Annotated in this window: 19 protein-coding genes; 13 read left to right on the top strand and 6 right to left on the bottom strand. The window is 62.8% G+C overall.

The features are described 5' to 3' along the window. Positions 1 to 22 precede the first annotated feature (22 nt). Entirely contained in the window at positions 23 to 376 is a 354-nt protein-coding gene (locus NYR54_RS03530; RefSeq protein ID WP_261514110.1) for a gamma-butyrobetaine hydroxylase family protein, read from the bottom strand. A gap of 161 nt (positions 377 to 537) precedes the next feature. Between NYR54_RS03530 and moaA the strand changes: the two genes are divergently transcribed. From moaA to NYR54_RS03480, 10 genes are all read left to right on the top strand, one after another. Then, a complete protein-coding gene (moaA, locus tag NYR54_RS03525) occupies positions 538 to 1,539 on the top strand; it encodes a GTP 3',8-cyclase MoaA (RefSeq protein ID WP_261514109.1) in 1,002 nt (333 codons plus the stop codon). A gap of 86 nt (positions 1,540 to 1,625) precedes the next feature. Further along, positions 1,626 to 2,546 (top strand): DMT family transporter, encoded by a 921-nt coding sequence (locus NYR54_RS03520; protein ID WP_261514108.1) that lies wholly within the window; start codon positions 1,626 to 1,628, stop codon positions 2,544 to 2,546. Positions 2,547 to 2,591: 45 nt separating this feature from the next. Then, positions 2,592 to 3,800 (top strand): multidrug effflux MFS transporter, encoded by a 1,209-nt coding sequence (locus NYR54_RS03515; protein WP_261514106.1) that lies wholly within the window; start codon positions 2,592 to 2,594, stop codon positions 3,798 to 3,800. Positions 3,801 to 3,818: 18 nt separating this feature from the next. Beyond that, positions 3,819 to 4,436: a molybdenum cofactor guanylyltransferase MobA gene (gene mobA, locus NYR54_RS03510; RefSeq protein ID WP_261514104.1), complete on the top strand. Its 618-nt coding sequence runs from the start codon at positions 3,819 to 3,821 to the stop codon at positions 4,434 to 4,436. Beyond that, complete coding sequence (mobB, locus tag NYR54_RS03505; protein ID WP_261514102.1) at positions 4,433 to 4,942, top strand: molybdopterin-guanine dinucleotide biosynthesis protein B; 510 nt, start codon at positions 4,433 to 4,435, stop codon at positions 4,940 to 4,942. The genes mobA and mobB overlap by 4 nt, the downstream gene beginning before the upstream one ends. Positions 4,943 to 5,049: 107 nt before the next feature. After that, complete coding sequence (locus NYR54_RS03500; RefSeq protein WP_261514100.1) at positions 5,050 to 5,832, top strand: ABC transporter substrate-binding protein; 783 nt, start codon at positions 5,050 to 5,052, stop codon at positions 5,830 to 5,832. An 88-nt stretch (positions 5,833 to 5,920) separates the two neighbouring features. Beyond that, positions 5,921 to 6,634 carry an ABC transporter permease gene (locus NYR54_RS03495; RefSeq protein ID WP_261514099.1) on the top strand — a complete coding sequence of 238 codons (714 nt, stop codon included), beginning with the start codon at positions 5,921 to 5,923 and terminating at the stop codon, positions 6,632 to 6,634. Continuing rightward, complete coding sequence (locus tag NYR54_RS03490) at positions 6,631 to 7,464, top strand: ABC transporter permease (RefSeq protein ID WP_261514098.1); 834 nt, start codon at positions 6,631 to 6,633, stop codon at positions 7,462 to 7,464. Before NYR54_RS03495 ends, NYR54_RS03490 begins: the two co-directional genes overlap by 4 nt. A gap of 32 nt (positions 7,465 to 7,496) precedes the next feature. Further along, on the top strand, positions 7,497 to 8,366 hold the full coding sequence (locus NYR54_RS03485; RefSeq protein ID WP_261514096.1) for an NAD(P)-dependent oxidoreductase: 870 nt from the start codon (positions 7,497 to 7,499) through the stop codon (positions 8,364 to 8,366). A gap of 17 nt (positions 8,367 to 8,383) precedes the next feature. Next, a complete protein-coding gene (locus NYR54_RS03480) occupies positions 8,384 to 8,926 on the top strand; it encodes a GNAT family N-acetyltransferase (protein WP_261514094.1) in 543 nt (180 codons plus the stop codon). A gap of 2 nt (positions 8,927 to 8,928) precedes the next feature. Here the strand turns inward: NYR54_RS03480 and NYR54_RS03475 are convergent, their stop codons facing one another. The 4 genes from NYR54_RS03475 to NYR54_RS03460 form a co-directional block, all read right to left on the bottom strand. Further along, complete coding sequence (locus tag NYR54_RS03475) at positions 8,929 to 9,423, bottom strand: Lrp/AsnC family transcriptional regulator (protein WP_261514092.1); 495 nt, start codon at positions 9,421 to 9,423, stop codon at positions 8,929 to 8,931. A gap of 195 nt (positions 9,424 to 9,618) precedes the next feature. Continuing rightward, on the bottom strand, positions 9,619 to 10,233 hold the full coding sequence (locus tag NYR54_RS03470) for a uracil-DNA glycosylase family protein (RefSeq protein ID WP_261514091.1): 615 nt from the start codon (positions 10,231 to 10,233) through the stop codon (positions 9,619 to 9,621). Positions 10,234 to 10,258: 25 nt separating this feature from the next. Beyond that, the gene (locus tag NYR54_RS03465; protein WP_261514090.1) at positions 10,259 to 10,870 is read right to left on the bottom strand and encodes a glutathione S-transferase family protein; all 612 of its coding nucleotides are present in this window, start codon (positions 10,868 to 10,870) and stop codon (positions 10,259 to 10,261) included. A 56-nt stretch (positions 10,871 to 10,926) separates the two neighbouring features. Next, positions 10,927 to 11,463, bottom strand: coding sequence for a thermonuclease family protein (locus NYR54_RS03460; protein WP_261514089.1), 537 nt, complete (start codon positions 11,461 to 11,463; stop codon positions 10,927 to 10,929). Positions 11,464 to 11,610: 147 nt separating this feature from the next. Between NYR54_RS03460 and NYR54_RS03455 the strand changes: the two genes are divergently transcribed. After that, positions 11,611 to 13,134, top strand: coding sequence for a sensor histidine kinase (locus NYR54_RS03455; protein WP_261514086.1), 1,524 nt, complete (start codon positions 11,611 to 11,613; stop codon positions 13,132 to 13,134). 1 nt (position 13,135) lies between these two features. On the opposite strand, the gene NYR54_RS03450 is transcribed toward NYR54_RS03455, so the two are convergent. After that, positions 13,136 to 14,107 carry a nicotinate-nucleotide--dimethylbenzimidazole phosphoribosyltransferase gene (locus tag NYR54_RS03450; RefSeq protein WP_261514084.1) on the bottom strand — a complete coding sequence of 324 codons (972 nt, stop codon included), beginning with the start codon at positions 14,105 to 14,107 and terminating at the stop codon, positions 13,136 to 13,138. A gap of 108 nt (positions 14,108 to 14,215) precedes the next feature. Between NYR54_RS03450 and NYR54_RS03445 the strand changes: the two genes are divergently transcribed. Together NYR54_RS03445 and NYR54_RS03440 are read left to right on the top strand one after the other, a co-directional pair. Beyond that, entirely contained in the window at positions 14,216 to 14,449 is a 234-nt protein-coding gene (locus NYR54_RS03445) for a DUF1289 domain-containing protein (RefSeq protein WP_261514082.1), read from the top strand. Between the two features lie 4 nt (positions 14,450 to 14,453). Beyond that, complete coding sequence (locus tag NYR54_RS03440; protein WP_261514081.1) at positions 14,454 to 14,855, top strand: hypothetical protein; 402 nt, start codon at positions 14,454 to 14,456, stop codon at positions 14,853 to 14,855. Positions 14,856 to 14,894: the final 39 nt, after the last annotated feature.

Raw genomic sequence — 14,894 nt, 5'->3', positions numbered from 1 at the left:
GCTACCTATGTTCATCTTCCTATCAGGCGCCGCGACTCAATCCTTTTTCATCCAGTTCGCGCAGATAGTCCTGCCACAGCTTCTCGCCCTCGAGCCCGAGCCGTGCCAGATAGCTCCAGCTGTACAGTCCCGTTGCATGACCGTCATCGAATACTATGCGCACGGCGTAATTGCCGACCGGCTCGATCTCGGAGATCGCGACATTCCGCTTGCCCGCGACCGTCACACGCTGCTCGGGCGAGTGACCCTGCACTTCCGCCGAGGGCGACAGCACGCGCAGCATCTCGGCACTGATCTGCATCGGCTCCTCATCGGGGAAGCTGACGGTGAGAAGCTTCCGGTCCTTCGAGACCCGCAATTCGCTTGGTGGTTTCATGCTTTTCCTCCGCCCTTGACCTACGCTAGCCGGCGGCCGATGGAAAGCGCTGATCTCGGCCGTTGCCGTTCGCGATGGACAGGTGGTAGGCTATGGGCTTGACGGAATGCGGCCCGGAGCCGGCATGCTTCGAGCATGGGGTGCGCGACAAAGGATAGGAAATGACCGCCAGCATGATCGATCCCTTCGGCCGCGCGATCACCTACCTGCGGGTGTCGGTAACGGACCGCTGCGATTTCCGTTGCGTCTACTGCATGGCCGAGGACATGCACTTCCTGCCCAAGAAAGATCTCCTAAGCCTGGAGGAACTCGACCGCCTCTGCTCGGTCTTCATTGAAAAGGGCGTGCGGCGTCTGCGGCTCACCGGCGGCGAGCCGCTGGTGCGCAAGAACATCATGCATCTGGTACACCAGCTTTCGCGGCATCTGGAAAACGGCAGCCTCGACGAGCTGACGCTCACGACGAACGGTTCACAACTCGAACGTTTCGCCCCCGAACTGGCGGATTGCGGCGTGCGCCGGGTGAACGTCTCGCTCGACACGCTTGACGCGGAAAAGTTCCGGGCGATCACCCGCTGGGGCATTCTGGACAAGGTGATGCGTGGCATCGACGCCGCGCAGGCAGCCGGTCTTAAGATCAAGATCAACACCGTGGCGCTCAGGGGCTTCAACGAGGATGAAATCCCTGAGATGATGCTGTGGGCACATAACCGCGGCATGGACATGACGGTGATCGAGACCATGCCGATGGGAGAGGTCGATGTCGACCGGACTGACCAGTATCTGCCGCTTTCCGAACTGAGGGCGCGGCTGGAGCGCCGCTTCACGCTCACCGACATCCCCTACAAGACCGGAGGTCCCGCCCGCTATGTGGAAGTCGCCGAGACCGGCGGGCGCCTGGGCTTCATCACGCCGCTCACCCACAATTTCTGCGAAAGCTGCAATCGTGTTCGCGTCACCTGCACGGGAACGCTCTACATGTGCCTGGGACAGGAGGATGCGGCCGATCTGCGCACGCCCCTCCGCACCTCCGAAGGCAACGAACTGCTCTCGCAGGCCATTGACGAGGCGATCTCCCGCAAGCCCAAGGGGCACGATTTCGTCATCGACCGGCGCACGCGCCGCCCCGCTGTCTCCCGCCACATGAGTGTGACGGGCGGCTGACAAGCATTTTCCCCTGATCTGGCCCGATTGCCTTGCGGTCGCGCGGACCGTAAGGCTGGCTTACGAAATCCAGCAACGGAATCGAAGTGGCTCTCTCTCCCAATCTGCGCGGCGCGCTGTTCATGTCGATCGCCATGGCCGGCTTTACGATCAATGACACGCTGATGAAGTCCGTTTCGGCCTCCATGAACATGGGGCAGGCGATGCTCCTGCGCGGCATCTTTGCCACGGCGCTCCTGCTTCTTCTGGCCGCACGTGAGAACGTTCCCATGCGCCCCGGAATGCTCATGCAAAAGCATGTCCTGATCCGAACTGTGGGTGAGGTGGGTGCGACCGTCACCTTCCTGCTGGCGCTTTTCCAGCTTCCCCTCGCCATTGTTACCGCCGTGCTGCAGGCGCTGCCTCTGGGCGTCACGCTGGGCGCGGCGCTGATCTTTTCCGAGCCTGTCGGGTGGCGCCGCTGGGGCGCAATCATCGCCGGCTTCCTCGGCATCCTCATTATCGTGCGTCCCGGTTTCGAGGGCTTCAGCGCCTGGTCGCTATGCGCACTCGCCTCCGTGGTCTTTTGTGTCATACGGGATCTGGCGACTCGCCGCATACCGCGCGCGGTTCCAACCTCCCTTGTCTCGACCGCAACATCGGTGTCCGTCACGCTCTGCGGTGCGCTGCTGGTGCAGCCATTCGGCGGTTGGACACCGGTCACCCTGTCGGACACCGCGCCCCTCGCCGCTGGCGCAATTGCACTCGTCTTCGGATATCAGTTCATCATCGCCGCCATGCGCGAAGGCGACATCTCCTTCATAGCACCGTTCCGATACACCGGGCTGCTCTGGGCAATCATTCTGGGCTACATCGTCTTCGGCGACGTGCCCGACGCGGCCATGCTCGTCGGCGGGGCGGTTGTCGTCGCCTCAGGCCTCTATGCGCTCTACCGCGAGCAGGTGGTGGGCAAGAAACGGCCGATCACCGAAAGCACCGGCCCGGGGATGGCACCGGATGGCACATGAGGAGAAGCGCTGTCCCCGCATTCCGCAAACAGGCATAGACAGGACATGACGGCCGTTCGCCCCTTCGACAACACGACACCGCCCCATATCGTCACGCTGGTGATGGCAGCCGCGACAGCGGCTCTCGCCAGCAACCTGTTTCTGCCCTCGCTGCCAGGCATGGCCGACTATTTCGATGCGGATTACGCCATCGTTCAACTCACCGTATCGGGCTATCTGGCCGCTACGGCGGTGCTGCAGCTTGGCATAGGCCCCGCCTCTGACCGCTTCGGACGCAGGCCCGTCATGCTTGCGAGCTTTGCCGTCTTCACCCTCGCGACGCTCGCTGCCGCGTTTGCGCCAACCATAGAGGTTCTGCTTGCCTTCCGCGTGCTGCAGGCATTCGCAGCCTCCGGCATGGTGCTGTCGCGCGCTATCGTGCGCGACACGGTCGAAACGAACGAGGCGGCCAGCCGCATCGGCTATATCACCATGGGAATGACCCTGGCACCGATGATCGGGCCATTCGTAGGCGGCTTGCTCGATGAGCTTTACGGCTGGCAGGCAACGTTCCACCTGCTGTTTGCCTTCGGCATCCTGTCCTTCCTCGTGGTCTATTTCGACCTTGGCGAGACGAACGCTCACCGGTCGTCCAGCATCGCCGCGCAGTTCCGGAACTATCCCGAACTCCTCAAATCGCGCCGCTTTTGGGGATATACGGCCACGGCGAGCTTCAACGCCGGTGCCTTCTTTGCCTTTCTAGGCGGCGGACCCTATGTCGCCACGGAGCTTCTCGGCCTGTCGCCCTCGGCCTACGGAATGTATTTCGCCTGCTGCTCGCTGGGCTATGCCATCGGCAATTTCCTGACCGGCCGCTATTCGAAGGCGATGGGGATCAACCGGATGATGCTGACCGGAACCCTCATCTGCGTTGTAGGCATGGTGTTGTCTGCCCTCCTGTTCTGGGTGGGCTTCTACCATCCTCTTTCGCTGTTCGGACCCACGATCGTGCTCGGCCTCGGCAACGGCATGACCCTGCCGACCGCGACCACAGGCATGGTCAGCGTCCGTCCCCATCTGGCGGGATCGGCTTCTGGCCTCGGTGGCGCCCTTCAGATCGGCGGAGGCGCGGCGCTGTCGGTGCTCGGCGGCGCACTGCTGACACCCCAGTCGGGACCCTACCCGCTTATCTTCGTGATGCTGACATCTTCCCTTTGTGCCACCGTGGCCGCGCTTTATGTCATACATGTCGCACGCAAGGCGGGTGAGATTTAGACCTTCTATGGTGAGACCATGAGCGGGATCGCAGGCGTCATCCTGGCCGGAGGCCGATCGGCACGCATGGGCGGCGGTGACAAGTTCCTGCGCCCCCTCGCCGGCAAGCCGCTGCTTGCCCATGTGATCGAACACTTGCGCCCTCAGGTGGATGCACTGGCGATCAATGCCAATACCGATCCTGCCCGTCTCGAACGCTTCGGCCTTCCCGTCATCCCCGATACACTGACAGGAATGGGGCCGCTCGGCGGTGTGCTGGCAGCATTGCGCTGGGCACAGGATCTGCCGCGCGGATACACTCATGTGGCGACGGTTGCCTGCGACACGCCCTTCTTTCCCCGCGATCTGGTGACCAAACTGAGGGCTGCCGCCGATGCGTCCGGAAGCATTGTTCAGGCGCTCTCCAGCGGCCGGGTTCATCCCACCTTCGCGCTCTGGCCGGTCTCGCTCGCCGGTAAGCTGGAAGCCTTCCTTCAAAACCAAGGCGCGGCGTCCATGCGGGCCTTTGCGGGCGAGCATCACCCGGCGGTAGCCGTCGATTTCGCGCCCGGGGCTGGGCAGGATCCCTTTTTCAACATCAACACGCCCACCGATCTGAAGGCGGCCGAGCAGATGGCGGGGAAAGCACCAAGATGAAGATTTTCGGCGTCACCGGCTGGAAGAACTCCGGCAAGACAACGCTCATGGAGCGCCTCGTGGCCACGTTCGCTGACAGCGGATATCGCGTTGCCACGGTCAAGCATGCCCATCATAGCTTCGATGTGGACCAGCCTGGCTCGGACTCCTTCCGCCATCGCGCAGCGGGTGCTTTCGAAACGGTCGTGGTTTCATCCCGGCGTTGGGCGCTCATGCACGAGCTACGCGAGGGTGAGGACGAGCCGGCTCTGTCTGAAATCCTCGCAAAGCTGTCGCCTTGTGACCTCGTCCTTGTGGAGGGCTTCAAGAACGAACCCCATCCCAAGATCGAGTGCCGCCGTCTGGAGGCCAGAGACCGGACCCCGCTCGCAGGCACGGTGACCGGTATCGTCGCCGTCGCGAGCGATCATCCGGTGACCGATTTGCTTCCCGCTTTCGACCTGGACGATACGGAGGCGATCGCGAGCTTCATTGCGGCATATCTCCATCTGAAATCCACGCTCTAAGCTACCTTTATGGTTGCAATTTTATCGCCAGGAATGGGAATATCGTTCCAGGCCCTCGCACCTGAGTGGAAAGTGCCGGGGCGAAAACGTGACAGAGAGGAACATTGATGCGTACCACACGGCGTTTGGCGTTGTTTTCGGCGGCTTTTCTCGCCCTTGCGGCGGGCGCGGCACACGCCCAGGACGGAACCAAGATCCGGATCGGCACCGAGGGCGCCTATCCGCCCTTCAACTACACCACCGCCGACGGCCAGCTCGCCGGCTTCGACATCGACATCGCCCGCGCACTGTGCGAGGAGATGAAGGCGGAGTGCGAGTTCGTTACCCAGGATTGGGATGGCATGATCCCAGCTCTGCAGGCCGGCAAGTTCGATGCCATCATCGCCTCCATGTCGATCACGCCCGAACGGCTGGAGCAGGTCGATTTCACGGACAAGTACTACAACACGCCGCCGGCAGTTGTGGTGCCCAAGGATTCCGACATCCAGGGCGTCACCCCGGAGGACCTTGCCGGCAAGACCATCGGCGCGCAGGGTTCCACCACCCACGCGAACTATGCCGAACTCACCTATACGGAAAGCGAAGTCCGGCTTTACCCGACGGCCGAGGAATATCAGCTCGACATGGGCAATGGCCGGCTCGACGCCGTGGTTGATGACATCATCGTCCTCCAGGAGTGGCTGAACACGGAAGAAGGCGCCTGCTGCCGCGTGGCCGGAACGATCACACCGGTCGAGGAGATCCATGGCCCCGGCGTCGGCATTGCCATCCGCAAGGGCGAGGATGAGCTGCGCGAGCGCTTCAATGCCGCGATCAAGGCCCTTCGCGAGAACGGCAAATACAAGGAGATCAACGACAAGTATTTCGATTTCGACGCCTATGGCGAATAAACGACATCGAATGTCACAATCGTTCTGCGGCGGGAGAAATCCCGCCGCATTCCATAGCTGAACCGCCCGATTGCCGGACCCTGACGCGATGGAAAGCGTCCTGACCATATTGAGCTTCGGTCCCGAGGGCTGGGGTGACGACATCGCCACAGGCATGATGGTCACCGTCAGCCTGGCGCTTGCCACCCTCCCTTTCGGGCTCGTGGCCGGCTATGCGATTGCCCGCGGCAAGCTGCTTGGCGATCCGTACCTGCGCGCCGCGGCCGATATCTACACCACCATCTTCCGCGGCCTGCCGGAGCTCTTGACGCTTTTCCTCGTCTATTACGGCGCGGGAATTGCCGTCCGGCAGGTGATGCGCCTTGCGGGTGCAGACACCGCCATCGAAATCAATGCCTTCGTGGCCGGCATGATCGCGCTCGGGGCGGTTTTCTCCGCCTATGCGAGCGAGGTTTTCGTCTCGGCCTTCAAGGCCATCCCGCGCGGCCAGTATGAAGGCGCATACGCCATCGGCCTTTCTCACCGCCGCACCATGCGTCTCGTCATCTGGCCGCAGCTTATCCGGCTGGCGCTGCCGGGGCTTTCCAATCTGTGGATGATCCTGCTCAAGGATACGGCGCTCGTCTCCGTCATCGGGCTTGCCGACATTCTTCGCCAGACAAGCATTGCGGCGCGCGTCACCAGAGAGGCGTTCCTGTTCTTCTTGGTCGCCTGCCTGCTCTATCTGATCCTCGCGCTCCTTTCCTCGATCGTCCTGTCAGCGATCGAGCGCCGCGTGACAATCGAGGGGGCGCGGCAATGAGCCTTTCTACAAGCGCCGAGAGCGCCCGCGAGCTTCCGCCGCCAGAACTCGTCCGCCGATGGACGCGCGCGCGCGTCGCCGGAATCGCCCTTCTGGTGCTGTGGGGGCTCGTCGGCCTGGGCATCGTGCTGTTTCTAGTCACGTCCTGGAATCCGGATCTCTTCTGGCGCTACGTCCCGCGCTATCTTTCGGGCCTCTGGGTGACGATCCAGCTTGTGGCCATCTCCATGGTTGCGGGGGCGCTGCTTTCAATACCGGTCGCCATCGGCCGCAACTCGAAAAACAGGATCGCCTCCGGGCTTGCCTATGCCTTCGTCTACGCCTTTCGCGGCACACCCCTGATTGCGCAAACCTTTCTGGTCTATTACGGGCTGGGCTCCTTCCGTCCCCAGCTCGAGGCTGTGGGCCTGTGGTGGTTCTTCCGCGAGGCTTGGTACTGTGCTCTCTTCGCATTCACGCTGAACACCGCCGCCTACCAGGCCGAAATCCTGCGCGGGGCAGTCGCGAGCGTGGGGCGCGGCCAGTGGGAGGCGGCAGCAGCTCTCGGTCTCTCCCGCCTGACGACGCTGCGCAAGATCATCCTCCCGCAGGCGTTTCTGGTGGCGCTGCGCCCCTACGGCAATGAGCTGATTCTGCTGATTAAGGGTTCGGCCATCGTCGCCATCATCACGGTCTACGACCTTATGGGCGAGACGCGGCGCGCTTATGCCGGCACCTTCGATTTCCAGACCTACATCTGGGCAGCACTGATCTATCTCGGCATGGTCGAGATACTGAGGATCGCGATCGAGCGCATCGAACGCCGGTTGACTCGGCATCTCGGCCGTTGAACGCTGAACCCCAAACCAGGAGGAAGAGCCATATGGCACAGGTTGCATTCATCGGACTTGGCGTGATGGGCTACCCCATGGCGGGGCATCTAAAGAACCGGGGCGGCCACGAGGTTACCGTCTACAACCGCACGGCCGCCAAGGCAGAGAAATGGGCGGCGGAATATGGCGGCGCGACAGCGCCCAACCCTGCGGAGGCCGCGAGCGGAAAGGACTTTGTTTTTTCGTGCGTGGGCAATGACGATGACCTGCGCTCCGTCACGCTCGGTCCCGACGGCGCCTTCCAGACCATGAAGGCCGGTTCCATCTTCATCGACAACACCACCGCCTCGGCGGAGATAGCGCGTGAACTTGCGGCGGAAGCGGAAAAGCGCGGCTTTGGCTTCATCGACGCGCCGGTTTCCGGCGGTCAGGCGGGAGCGGAGAACGGCGTGCTCTCGGTGATGTGCGGTGGCGATCCGGCGACCTTCGAGCGGGCGAAACCGGTGATCGAGGCGTTCGGGCGGACCATTGGCCTGATGGGACCCGCAGGCGCGGGCCAGCTTACCAAGATGGTCAACCAGATCTGCATTGCCGGCCTGGTCCAGGGCCTCGCGGAAGGCATCCACTTCGCCAAGAAGGCGGGCCTCGACATCGAGAAGGTTATCTCGGTCATTTCGAAGGGCGCGGCCGGCTCCTGGCAGATGGAAAACCGCTACAAGACCATGAACGAAGGCAGGTACGATTTCGGATTTGCCGTCGACTGGATGCGCAAGGACCTGGCCATCTGCCTCGCCGAGGCCAACCGCAACGGCGCCAAACTGCCGGTGACGGCCTTGGTCGACCAGTTCTATAAAGAAGTCCAGGCTATGGGTGGACGGCGCTGGGACACGTCCTCGCTGCTCGCACGTCTCGAAAGATAGGGGAACGGAGAAAGGCCTTGGCGAATCTTCGCTTCGCGCCCGTGACGAAGCAGAGCTGGCCCGATTTCGAGGCGCTGTTCGAGGACTCCGGCGGCCCGAAATATTGCTGGTGCATGGCCTGGCGCGACATGCCGAACCGCCAATCCGCCACCAACACGGAGCGGAAACAGGCGATGAAGTCCTTTGTCGAGACGGGTACGCCGGTCGGCATTCTCGCCTATCTGGACGGCAAACCGGTCGCGTGGTGTTCCATTGCGCCGCGCGAAAGCCTGCGCCGGCTCGCTCCCTGGCAGGACGATGCCGAGCGAAATGTCTGGGCCATCGTCTGCTTCTTCATCAAGCGGACCCACCGCCGACAAGGCATTGCCTCCGCGCTGCTCGACGCGGCATTGGAATATGCTTTTGCCGAAGGCGCCAGCGCGGTCGAGGCCTCTCCTGTGGAGCCGGATTCTCCTAGCTACCGCTTCATGGGCTTCCGCGAGATGTACCTCCGGCGCGGCTTCCGCGAGCTTGGCATGGCGGGTTCACGCCGCCATGTCATGCGGCTGGACCGCGCTTAAGCTTATGCCGCCGCCGGGCTTGCCGGCTCCTTGTCGAGGACGAGGTAGTCGAGCGGAAGCTCGGTCGTGTATTTGATCTGCTCCATGGCGAAGGCCGAGGAGACGTCGCGGATTTCGATCTTCGAGATGAGCTTCTTGTAGAAGGCGTCGTAAGCGGCAATGTCCGGAACGACGACCCGTAGCAGATAATCGACCTCGCCGCTCATGCGGTAGAATTCCACGACTTCGGGAAATTCCTTGATGACCTCCGAGAAGCGGCGCAGCCATTCGTGGCTGTGGACGTTGGTGCGGATCGATACAAAGACGGTCACTCGCGCATTGACCTTGGCGGGATCAAGCAGCGCCACCCGCCGCTTGATCACCCCCTCTTCCTCAAGTTTCTGGATGCGCCGCCAGCAAGGGGTCGTCGAAAGCCCCACCCTCTTTGCGATATCTGCCACGGCGAGCGTGGCGTTCTCCTGCAAAAGGCGCAGTATCTTGCGGTCGAGACGATCCATCGAAAACTCCAGGAAATTTTTTCCAAGCGTAGTGCTTATGATGGCTCTATACAGGAAAAATTTTCTCACGCAAGTCGAAAAGGCTCTATGTGAGGCGAGCGCAGTTCCAGGAGAGTGGAGCCGGTTGTCAGCCGGAATTGCGCGACCTCAATAGCTTGGATCCTCCTGTGTTTGGACACACAGAAGGCATCCAGGTCATATCCGCGCCTGGATTTCCCGTTTAAGAACGGGCAGCAATTCCTTCTCAAACCACGGATTTTTCTTCAGCCACGCCGTGTTGCGCCAGGAGGGATGCGGCAGGGGCAGCACCAGTGGCTTCCTTTGAGAGGCGAAAAACGATCGCCACTGGAGCACGGTTTCCGTTACGCTCGCGCCGCGATTGCGGCCGAGATGCCAAGCTTGGGCATATTGTCCGACCGCCAACACCAGCTCGATCTGCGGCATCTCGGCCATCAGTCGGGCATACCAGATCGGCGCGCATTCGCGGCGGGGAGGCAGATCGCTGCCTTTGTCGTCATAGCCCGGAAAGCAGAAGCCCATCGGCACGATGGCGAATTTGTCTGGGTTGTAGAATTCCACACGGCTCACGCCCATCCAACCGCGCAGCCGGTCGCCAGAGCGGTCGTCGAAGGGCAACCCCGAGGCGTGGACCCTCGTTCCCGGCGCCTGGCCGGCAATGAGTATTCGGGCCGCCCTCGAGGCGACCACCACCGGGCGCGGCTCGTGCGGCAGCGGCTTGCCGCGCGGATTTTCGATGCAAATCCGGCAGGCACGGATCTCCCGGAGCAAGGTTTCGAGCGCGTCTTCCATGGAATTCATTCGCAAGGATTGCTTTTCAGGCCGAAGCACTTGGGCGCGCGGCCACTTCGTCATACCAGCGGCGCACATGGTCGAGGTCCTGCGGCAATTCAATATGCGCAGGCTTCATGAACTGCACCGCAACCAGACCGGTGATGTCCGCAATGGTAAAATGGTCTCCCGCGATGAACGGGCGTCCGGCCAGTTCGCGATCGAGAAAGGCCAGAAATTCCAGAGCCTTGACCTTGTTTGCCTCGCCCCACTCGGGAATCTGCGGGACTTCCCACGTCTTCATGGCCGGGTGCAGGTGGCGGAAAGCCGCAGCCACCGCCATGAAGAGGCCAAACTCCACGCGCCGCTGCCACATCTCCACACAGGCGGTGCTAAGGGCGCCGCGGCCGAAGAGCGCAGGCTCAGGATGAAGCGCCTCGAAGTACCGGCAGATGGCGACGCTTTCGGCGATCACCGTGCCGTCGTCAAGCTCGAGAACGGGCAGCCGCTGCAGCGGATTGAGGCGGGTGATCGTTTCTCCGCGATGCTCCAGATTGCCCATATCCACCGGCACCAGAGGCACGCTCACTCCCTTCTCCGCAAGGAAAATGCGCACACGCCTCGGGTTCGGAGCCCGGCCGCCATCATAAAGCTTCATCGCCTATACCTTCCTCTTCGCTGCACAACGACATGGTTCGCAGCGACCACCCCCTCTCAGGAAAGGCCGCCGCCCCAAAGGAGCTGCCGCAGCAAACCCAGCAACCGCATAAGCCAATCGTGGCGCGCTTCCTCCGGCGCCCGGTTGTCCGCCCGCCAGTCGCTTGGCGCCTGGAAGCTGCCAGCCCACAATCCTTTCGCCGCGCTTCTGGCTCTTACTTCGGCATCCTCATAGTCACCATAAGCAACCGCCCAACCCGCTTCCACCATCATACGGCCGAGATCCCGCCCATCCGCCTCGCAGCGCGCCAGCAGCCTTCCGTAGCGGTCACGCTCCCGGCCGGTGCAGATGACCGTCTCGCCTGAGATCAGGGCCACCAGCGCGGACCGTGCTTCCCTCCCGCAAGCATATCGATTGCCATGTCTCGTGCATTCCTGCGCAAGCTCCGGCGCGTCGATGCCGCGAATCCGGATACGCTCATCCAGGATCGTCAGGCTGTCTCCGTCGGCGACAACGGCCCTCCCCGCGATCTGCTGCAGGGCAGCCCTGTCCAGCCGCTCTGTCGCCAACGCAAGAAGCGCAAGAATCGCCACCGCAAGCACCAGATCGGCAATGTGATGGAAACGACCTTTTCTTTGCCGGCTATCTACGCGTCCTGACCTTTTCTGCACCTGACTGAAGGGTCTCTTAAGCATTCGGTCATACAAGTTCTTGATCGCAGAGACGTCGTGAAGCGGGCAATGTCGCTCAATACCGGCCAGACGGTGAACAAATTTATAGTGGATCGCACCAGGGCGCATCGCGACCGGGAAGTGATCCGCACGGTGCGGCGTACGCGCGACCGCCTTTCCCAGACGGTCGGCAATCCCGACTTCGACCGAGAAATGATGAAAATTCACGCCAGCGCGATCATTGCAAGCGCCCCTGCCATTCTGCTTCTGGTTCTGGCAATCGGAGGGGCGGGCTTCGCCTTCGGCCTGCTTACCGACATGCTGGTTTGGGCCCTCCTGATAGGAGGCAGCTTTACCGGCCTGTTCCTTTTGTCCCGGCGCGTGGAGAGGCTCGCGCTCGCTGAAATGGACGCGAAAAGGCTGCAGATGCAGTACCTAGCCTTCCATTTCCTCAGCGGCATCGGCTGGGCCTATCTGGTGGCCTTGGACTGCCCTCACTGCAGCGTCGCCTATTTTCCCGCCCTCCTTGCAATCGTGCTTCTGATGGCGATTGCGGCCACCGCAGTCATCGCTTCCTCGCTGCGCGGCGCGACCATCGTCACCTTTGCCCTGCCTGTGGCAACTTATGCCGTTCTCCATGCCGCTCTGCCGCTCGACGTGGAGTCGATCCTTGCGGTGCTTCTCGTCGTGTCCCTGCCCTTCTTCAGCTATGTGGCGCATCACCGCAATCAGGTCTCGGTGAGCCTGCTCTCATACCGCAGCGAAAAAGACGCGCTGATTGCCGAACTGGAGACGGCCAAGGCGGTTTCCGACGAGGCGCGCCGGCGCGCGGAGGAAGCCAACCTGGCGAAGTCGCGATTCCTGGCCTCCATCAGCCACGAACTGCGCACGCCTCTCAACGCCATCCTCGGCTTTTCCGAAGTGATGGCGAAGGAGGTTCTGGGGCCGATCAACAACCAGACCTATCGCGAATACGCCAACGACGTGCATGAATCGGGCAAGCATCTGCTCGAACTCATCAACGAGATTCTTGATCTCTCTCGAATCGAGGCGGGGCGCTACCAGCTCAACGAAGAACCGCTCGATTTAGCCGAGGTGGTGCGGGAATGCTGCCGCATGATGGCGCTCAAGCTGCGCTCGAAGGACATCCGGCTTGTCCAGCAGTTCGAGCCGGTGCTGCCACGGCTGCTGGCCGACGAGCGCGCTGTGCGCCAGATCACCCTCAACCTGCTTTCGAACGCCATCAAGTTCAGCCCATCAGGCGGTGAGGTACGCGTGCGCGTCGGATGGACGGCGGGCGGAGGACAGTATCTCGCCATAAAGGATGACGGCCCCGGCATTCCGAAGGAAGAATTGCCGGTGGTGCTTTCGGCCTTCGGTCAGGGATCAATCGCCATCAAGAACGCCGAGCAGGGCACGGGGCTGGGCCTGCCCATCGTCCAAGGACTTGCCGCGCTCCATGGCGGCACACTGGAGCTGAAATCGAAGCTGCGCGAAGGCACGGAGGCGATCGTGGCCTTTCCGGCAACCCGTGTGATGGAGGAACTGCCGGCCATGCCCACCGCGCACGCGGCGGGCGGCGCCCGCGCCTGATTTATGTGCGAGCGCTAAGCCCAGAAGTCTGCCTAAGACGCGCCTCTGCCGCACCGGCGGAGATTTCGCCAGCGGCCTTAACGAGTTCTGCCGCAAGGGCAGCGCCGATACCGGGTATGCCGAAATCCAGAACGGGCTCGAGGCCGATCCGGGCGGCAGCCCGCCTGTGCGACGGGCTGGTGACGCCCGCAAGCAGGCAGTGCGAAAGTGCAGCCGGTTCGAGCGCGTGGAGCACCGCCGCTGCGGCGGTCGCGGAAAGTCCGTCGAGGATGACGGCGACCTTCTGGGTGCGCGCGGCGAGGATGGCACCTGCGATCGCCGCGATCTCGCGGCCGCCGAGTCGGCGCATCGCCTCAAGCGGATCGCGCAGATGATTGGCGTGGACGCTCAACGCCTCTGCGATGATCGCGCGCCCGGCTTCTCCGGCATCCTCCCATCCCTCCTGTTTGCCGCTGCCAAGCGCTGAGAGCAGCGCAAGGGCCGAGACGTCGCCGGAGCCGTCCACGGTGCCAAGGCACAAGAGGTCAGCGCCGGTCGTTAGAACCTCCATCCCGAACGCCATCGTCGCGGCCGCCGCCCGTTCATCGAGTGCGGGGGCCTGCGTGATGTCTTCAACGGGAATCTCAAGCGCCAGATCGAACACGTTGAGGCCGAGATTGCCCGACGCGCATAGGCTGCTGATGGGAGCAGCGCCGGCCGCGATGGCCTCGATTCTCGCCTGCAATGTGCCTATGTCGCCCCCGCCGAGGCGGCGGGAAACGGCATGCGTTCCGGCAAACAACGCCACGACCGGCTTCGCCACGCGCGCGGGCACGTGCCCCGTAGCTGCCGCGAACCATGCCGCAATATCCGTGATCCGGCCGAGCGCCTCGGGCGCGAGATCGGCACGCACCTGATCCGCCGCAGACGCATCCGGCGGCGGCGGGCGGCCGGCCAGCGCGCGAAAATCATCGAATGGAAGACCGCTTGTCATGATACCTGCTTCATCCGAGCTCACGGCATAACGGTGCTTGCCGCCGCTGGCAATGCCGCCCCGATGCGGCACTTGCGTTCCAGCGCGAACCGTCCCATGTGGAACGCGATGACGATGATCGAATCTCCCTGCATTCTCGTGTGCTCGGTCGACGAGAAGACCGGCTACTGCTTCGGCTGCGGCCGGACGCGGGCGGAGATCGCCGCCTGGCTGACGATGACGCCCGCAGAGCGGCGCGCCGTCATGGAGGAACTTCCCGCGCGCCTTGTCCAGGTCGAGCGGCGGCCGCGCAGGGAAACGCGCCGCGCCCGGCTGGCGCGCGAGCGTACCGAGAGGTCTTGAGGCCATGCAGCTGTTCTGGATCAGCCTCGCTGTCCTGGGAGCCGGTCTGATCCTGCTTGTCGCCAATCACGACGCAGGCAGCGTCTTCGGCATCGAGAACAACGCTTTCGCCTCGCTGCTTTATCTCGGCCTGTGGGCGTCGGTGCTCGTCGTCGGGGTTCTGGGTTCAAGGCGAGGCCTGTCCCACTCCCTGCGCGACCTCGCCTATTGGATGCTCATCCTGCTCGTCCTGATGACCGGCTATCAGTACCGGTACGAATTGCAGGATGTGGTAAGCCGGCTTACGGCCGGTCTTGTTCCGGGCAGCCCGATCACCCTATCCGGCGGCTCGCGGGCGAGCGTGATGCTCGAAAAGTCGGCCAACGGGCTGAACCGCGCCGGGATTGCCGGAGGCATTTTGGTTTGAGTCACGCTGCCATGGCCGGCTCTTCGAGCATAGCGTAGT

It is taken from the genome of Chelativorans petroleitrophicus, from assembly GCF_025398195.1.
Taxonomy (GTDB): domain Bacteria; phylum Pseudomonadota; class Alphaproteobacteria; order Rhizobiales; family Rhizobiaceae; genus Chelativorans; species Chelativorans petroleitrophicus.
The sequence above is the reverse complement of the archived record's forward strand: the minus strand, read 5'-3'. Positions and strand labels throughout refer to the sequence as shown.

Coding starts and splice junctions, on each gene's coding strand:
- NYR54_RS03530 (WP_261514110.1), bottom strand. CDS start 376: ATGAAACCACCAAGCGAATTGCGGGTCTCGAAGGACCGGAAGCTTCTC.
- moaA (WP_261514109.1), top strand. CDS start 538: ATGACCGCCAGCATGATCGATCCCTTCGGCCGCGCGATCACCTACCTG.
- NYR54_RS03515 (WP_261514106.1), top strand. CDS start 2,592: ATGACGGCCGTTCGCCCCTTCGACAACACGACACCGCCCCATATCGTC.
- mobA (WP_261514104.1), top strand. CDS start 3,819: ATGAGCGGGATCGCAGGCGTCATCCTGGCCGGAGGCCGATCGGCACGC.
- mobB (WP_261514102.1), top strand. CDS start 4,433: ATGAAGATTTTCGGCGTCACCGGCTGGAAGAACTCCGGCAAGACAACG.
- NYR54_RS03500 (WP_261514100.1), top strand. CDS start 5,050: ATGCGTACCACACGGCGTTTGGCGTTGTTTTCGGCGGCTTTTCTCGCC.
- NYR54_RS03495 (WP_261514099.1), top strand. CDS start 5,921: ATGGAAAGCGTCCTGACCATATTGAGCTTCGGTCCCGAGGGCTGGGGT.
- NYR54_RS03490 (WP_261514098.1), top strand. CDS start 6,631: ATGAGCCTTTCTACAAGCGCCGAGAGCGCCCGCGAGCTTCCGCCGCCA.
- NYR54_RS03485 (WP_261514096.1), top strand. CDS start 7,497: ATGGCACAGGTTGCATTCATCGGACTTGGCGTGATGGGCTACCCCATG.
- NYR54_RS03475 (WP_261514092.1), bottom strand. CDS start 9,423: ATGGATCGTCTCGACCGCAAGATACTGCGCCTTTTGCAGGAGAACGCC.
- NYR54_RS03470 (WP_261514091.1), bottom strand. CDS start 10,233: ATGGAAGACGCGCTCGAAACCTTGCTCCGGGAGATCCGTGCCTGCCGG.
- NYR54_RS03465 (WP_261514090.1), bottom strand. CDS start 10,870: ATGAAGCTTTATGATGGCGGCCGGGCTCCGAACCCGAGGCGTGTGCGC.
- NYR54_RS03455 (WP_261514086.1), top strand. CDS start 11,611: ATGTCGCTCAATACCGGCCAGACGGTGAACAAATTTATAGTGGATCGC.
- NYR54_RS03450 (WP_261514084.1), bottom strand. CDS start 14,107: ATGACAAGCGGTCTTCCATTCGATGATTTTCGCGCGCTGGCCGGCCGC.
- NYR54_RS03445 (WP_261514082.1), top strand. CDS start 14,216: ATGACGATGATCGAATCTCCCTGCATTCTCGTGTGCTCGGTCGACGAG.
- NYR54_RS03440 (WP_261514081.1), top strand. CDS start 14,454: ATGCAGCTGTTCTGGATCAGCCTCGCTGTCCTGGGAGCCGGTCTGATC.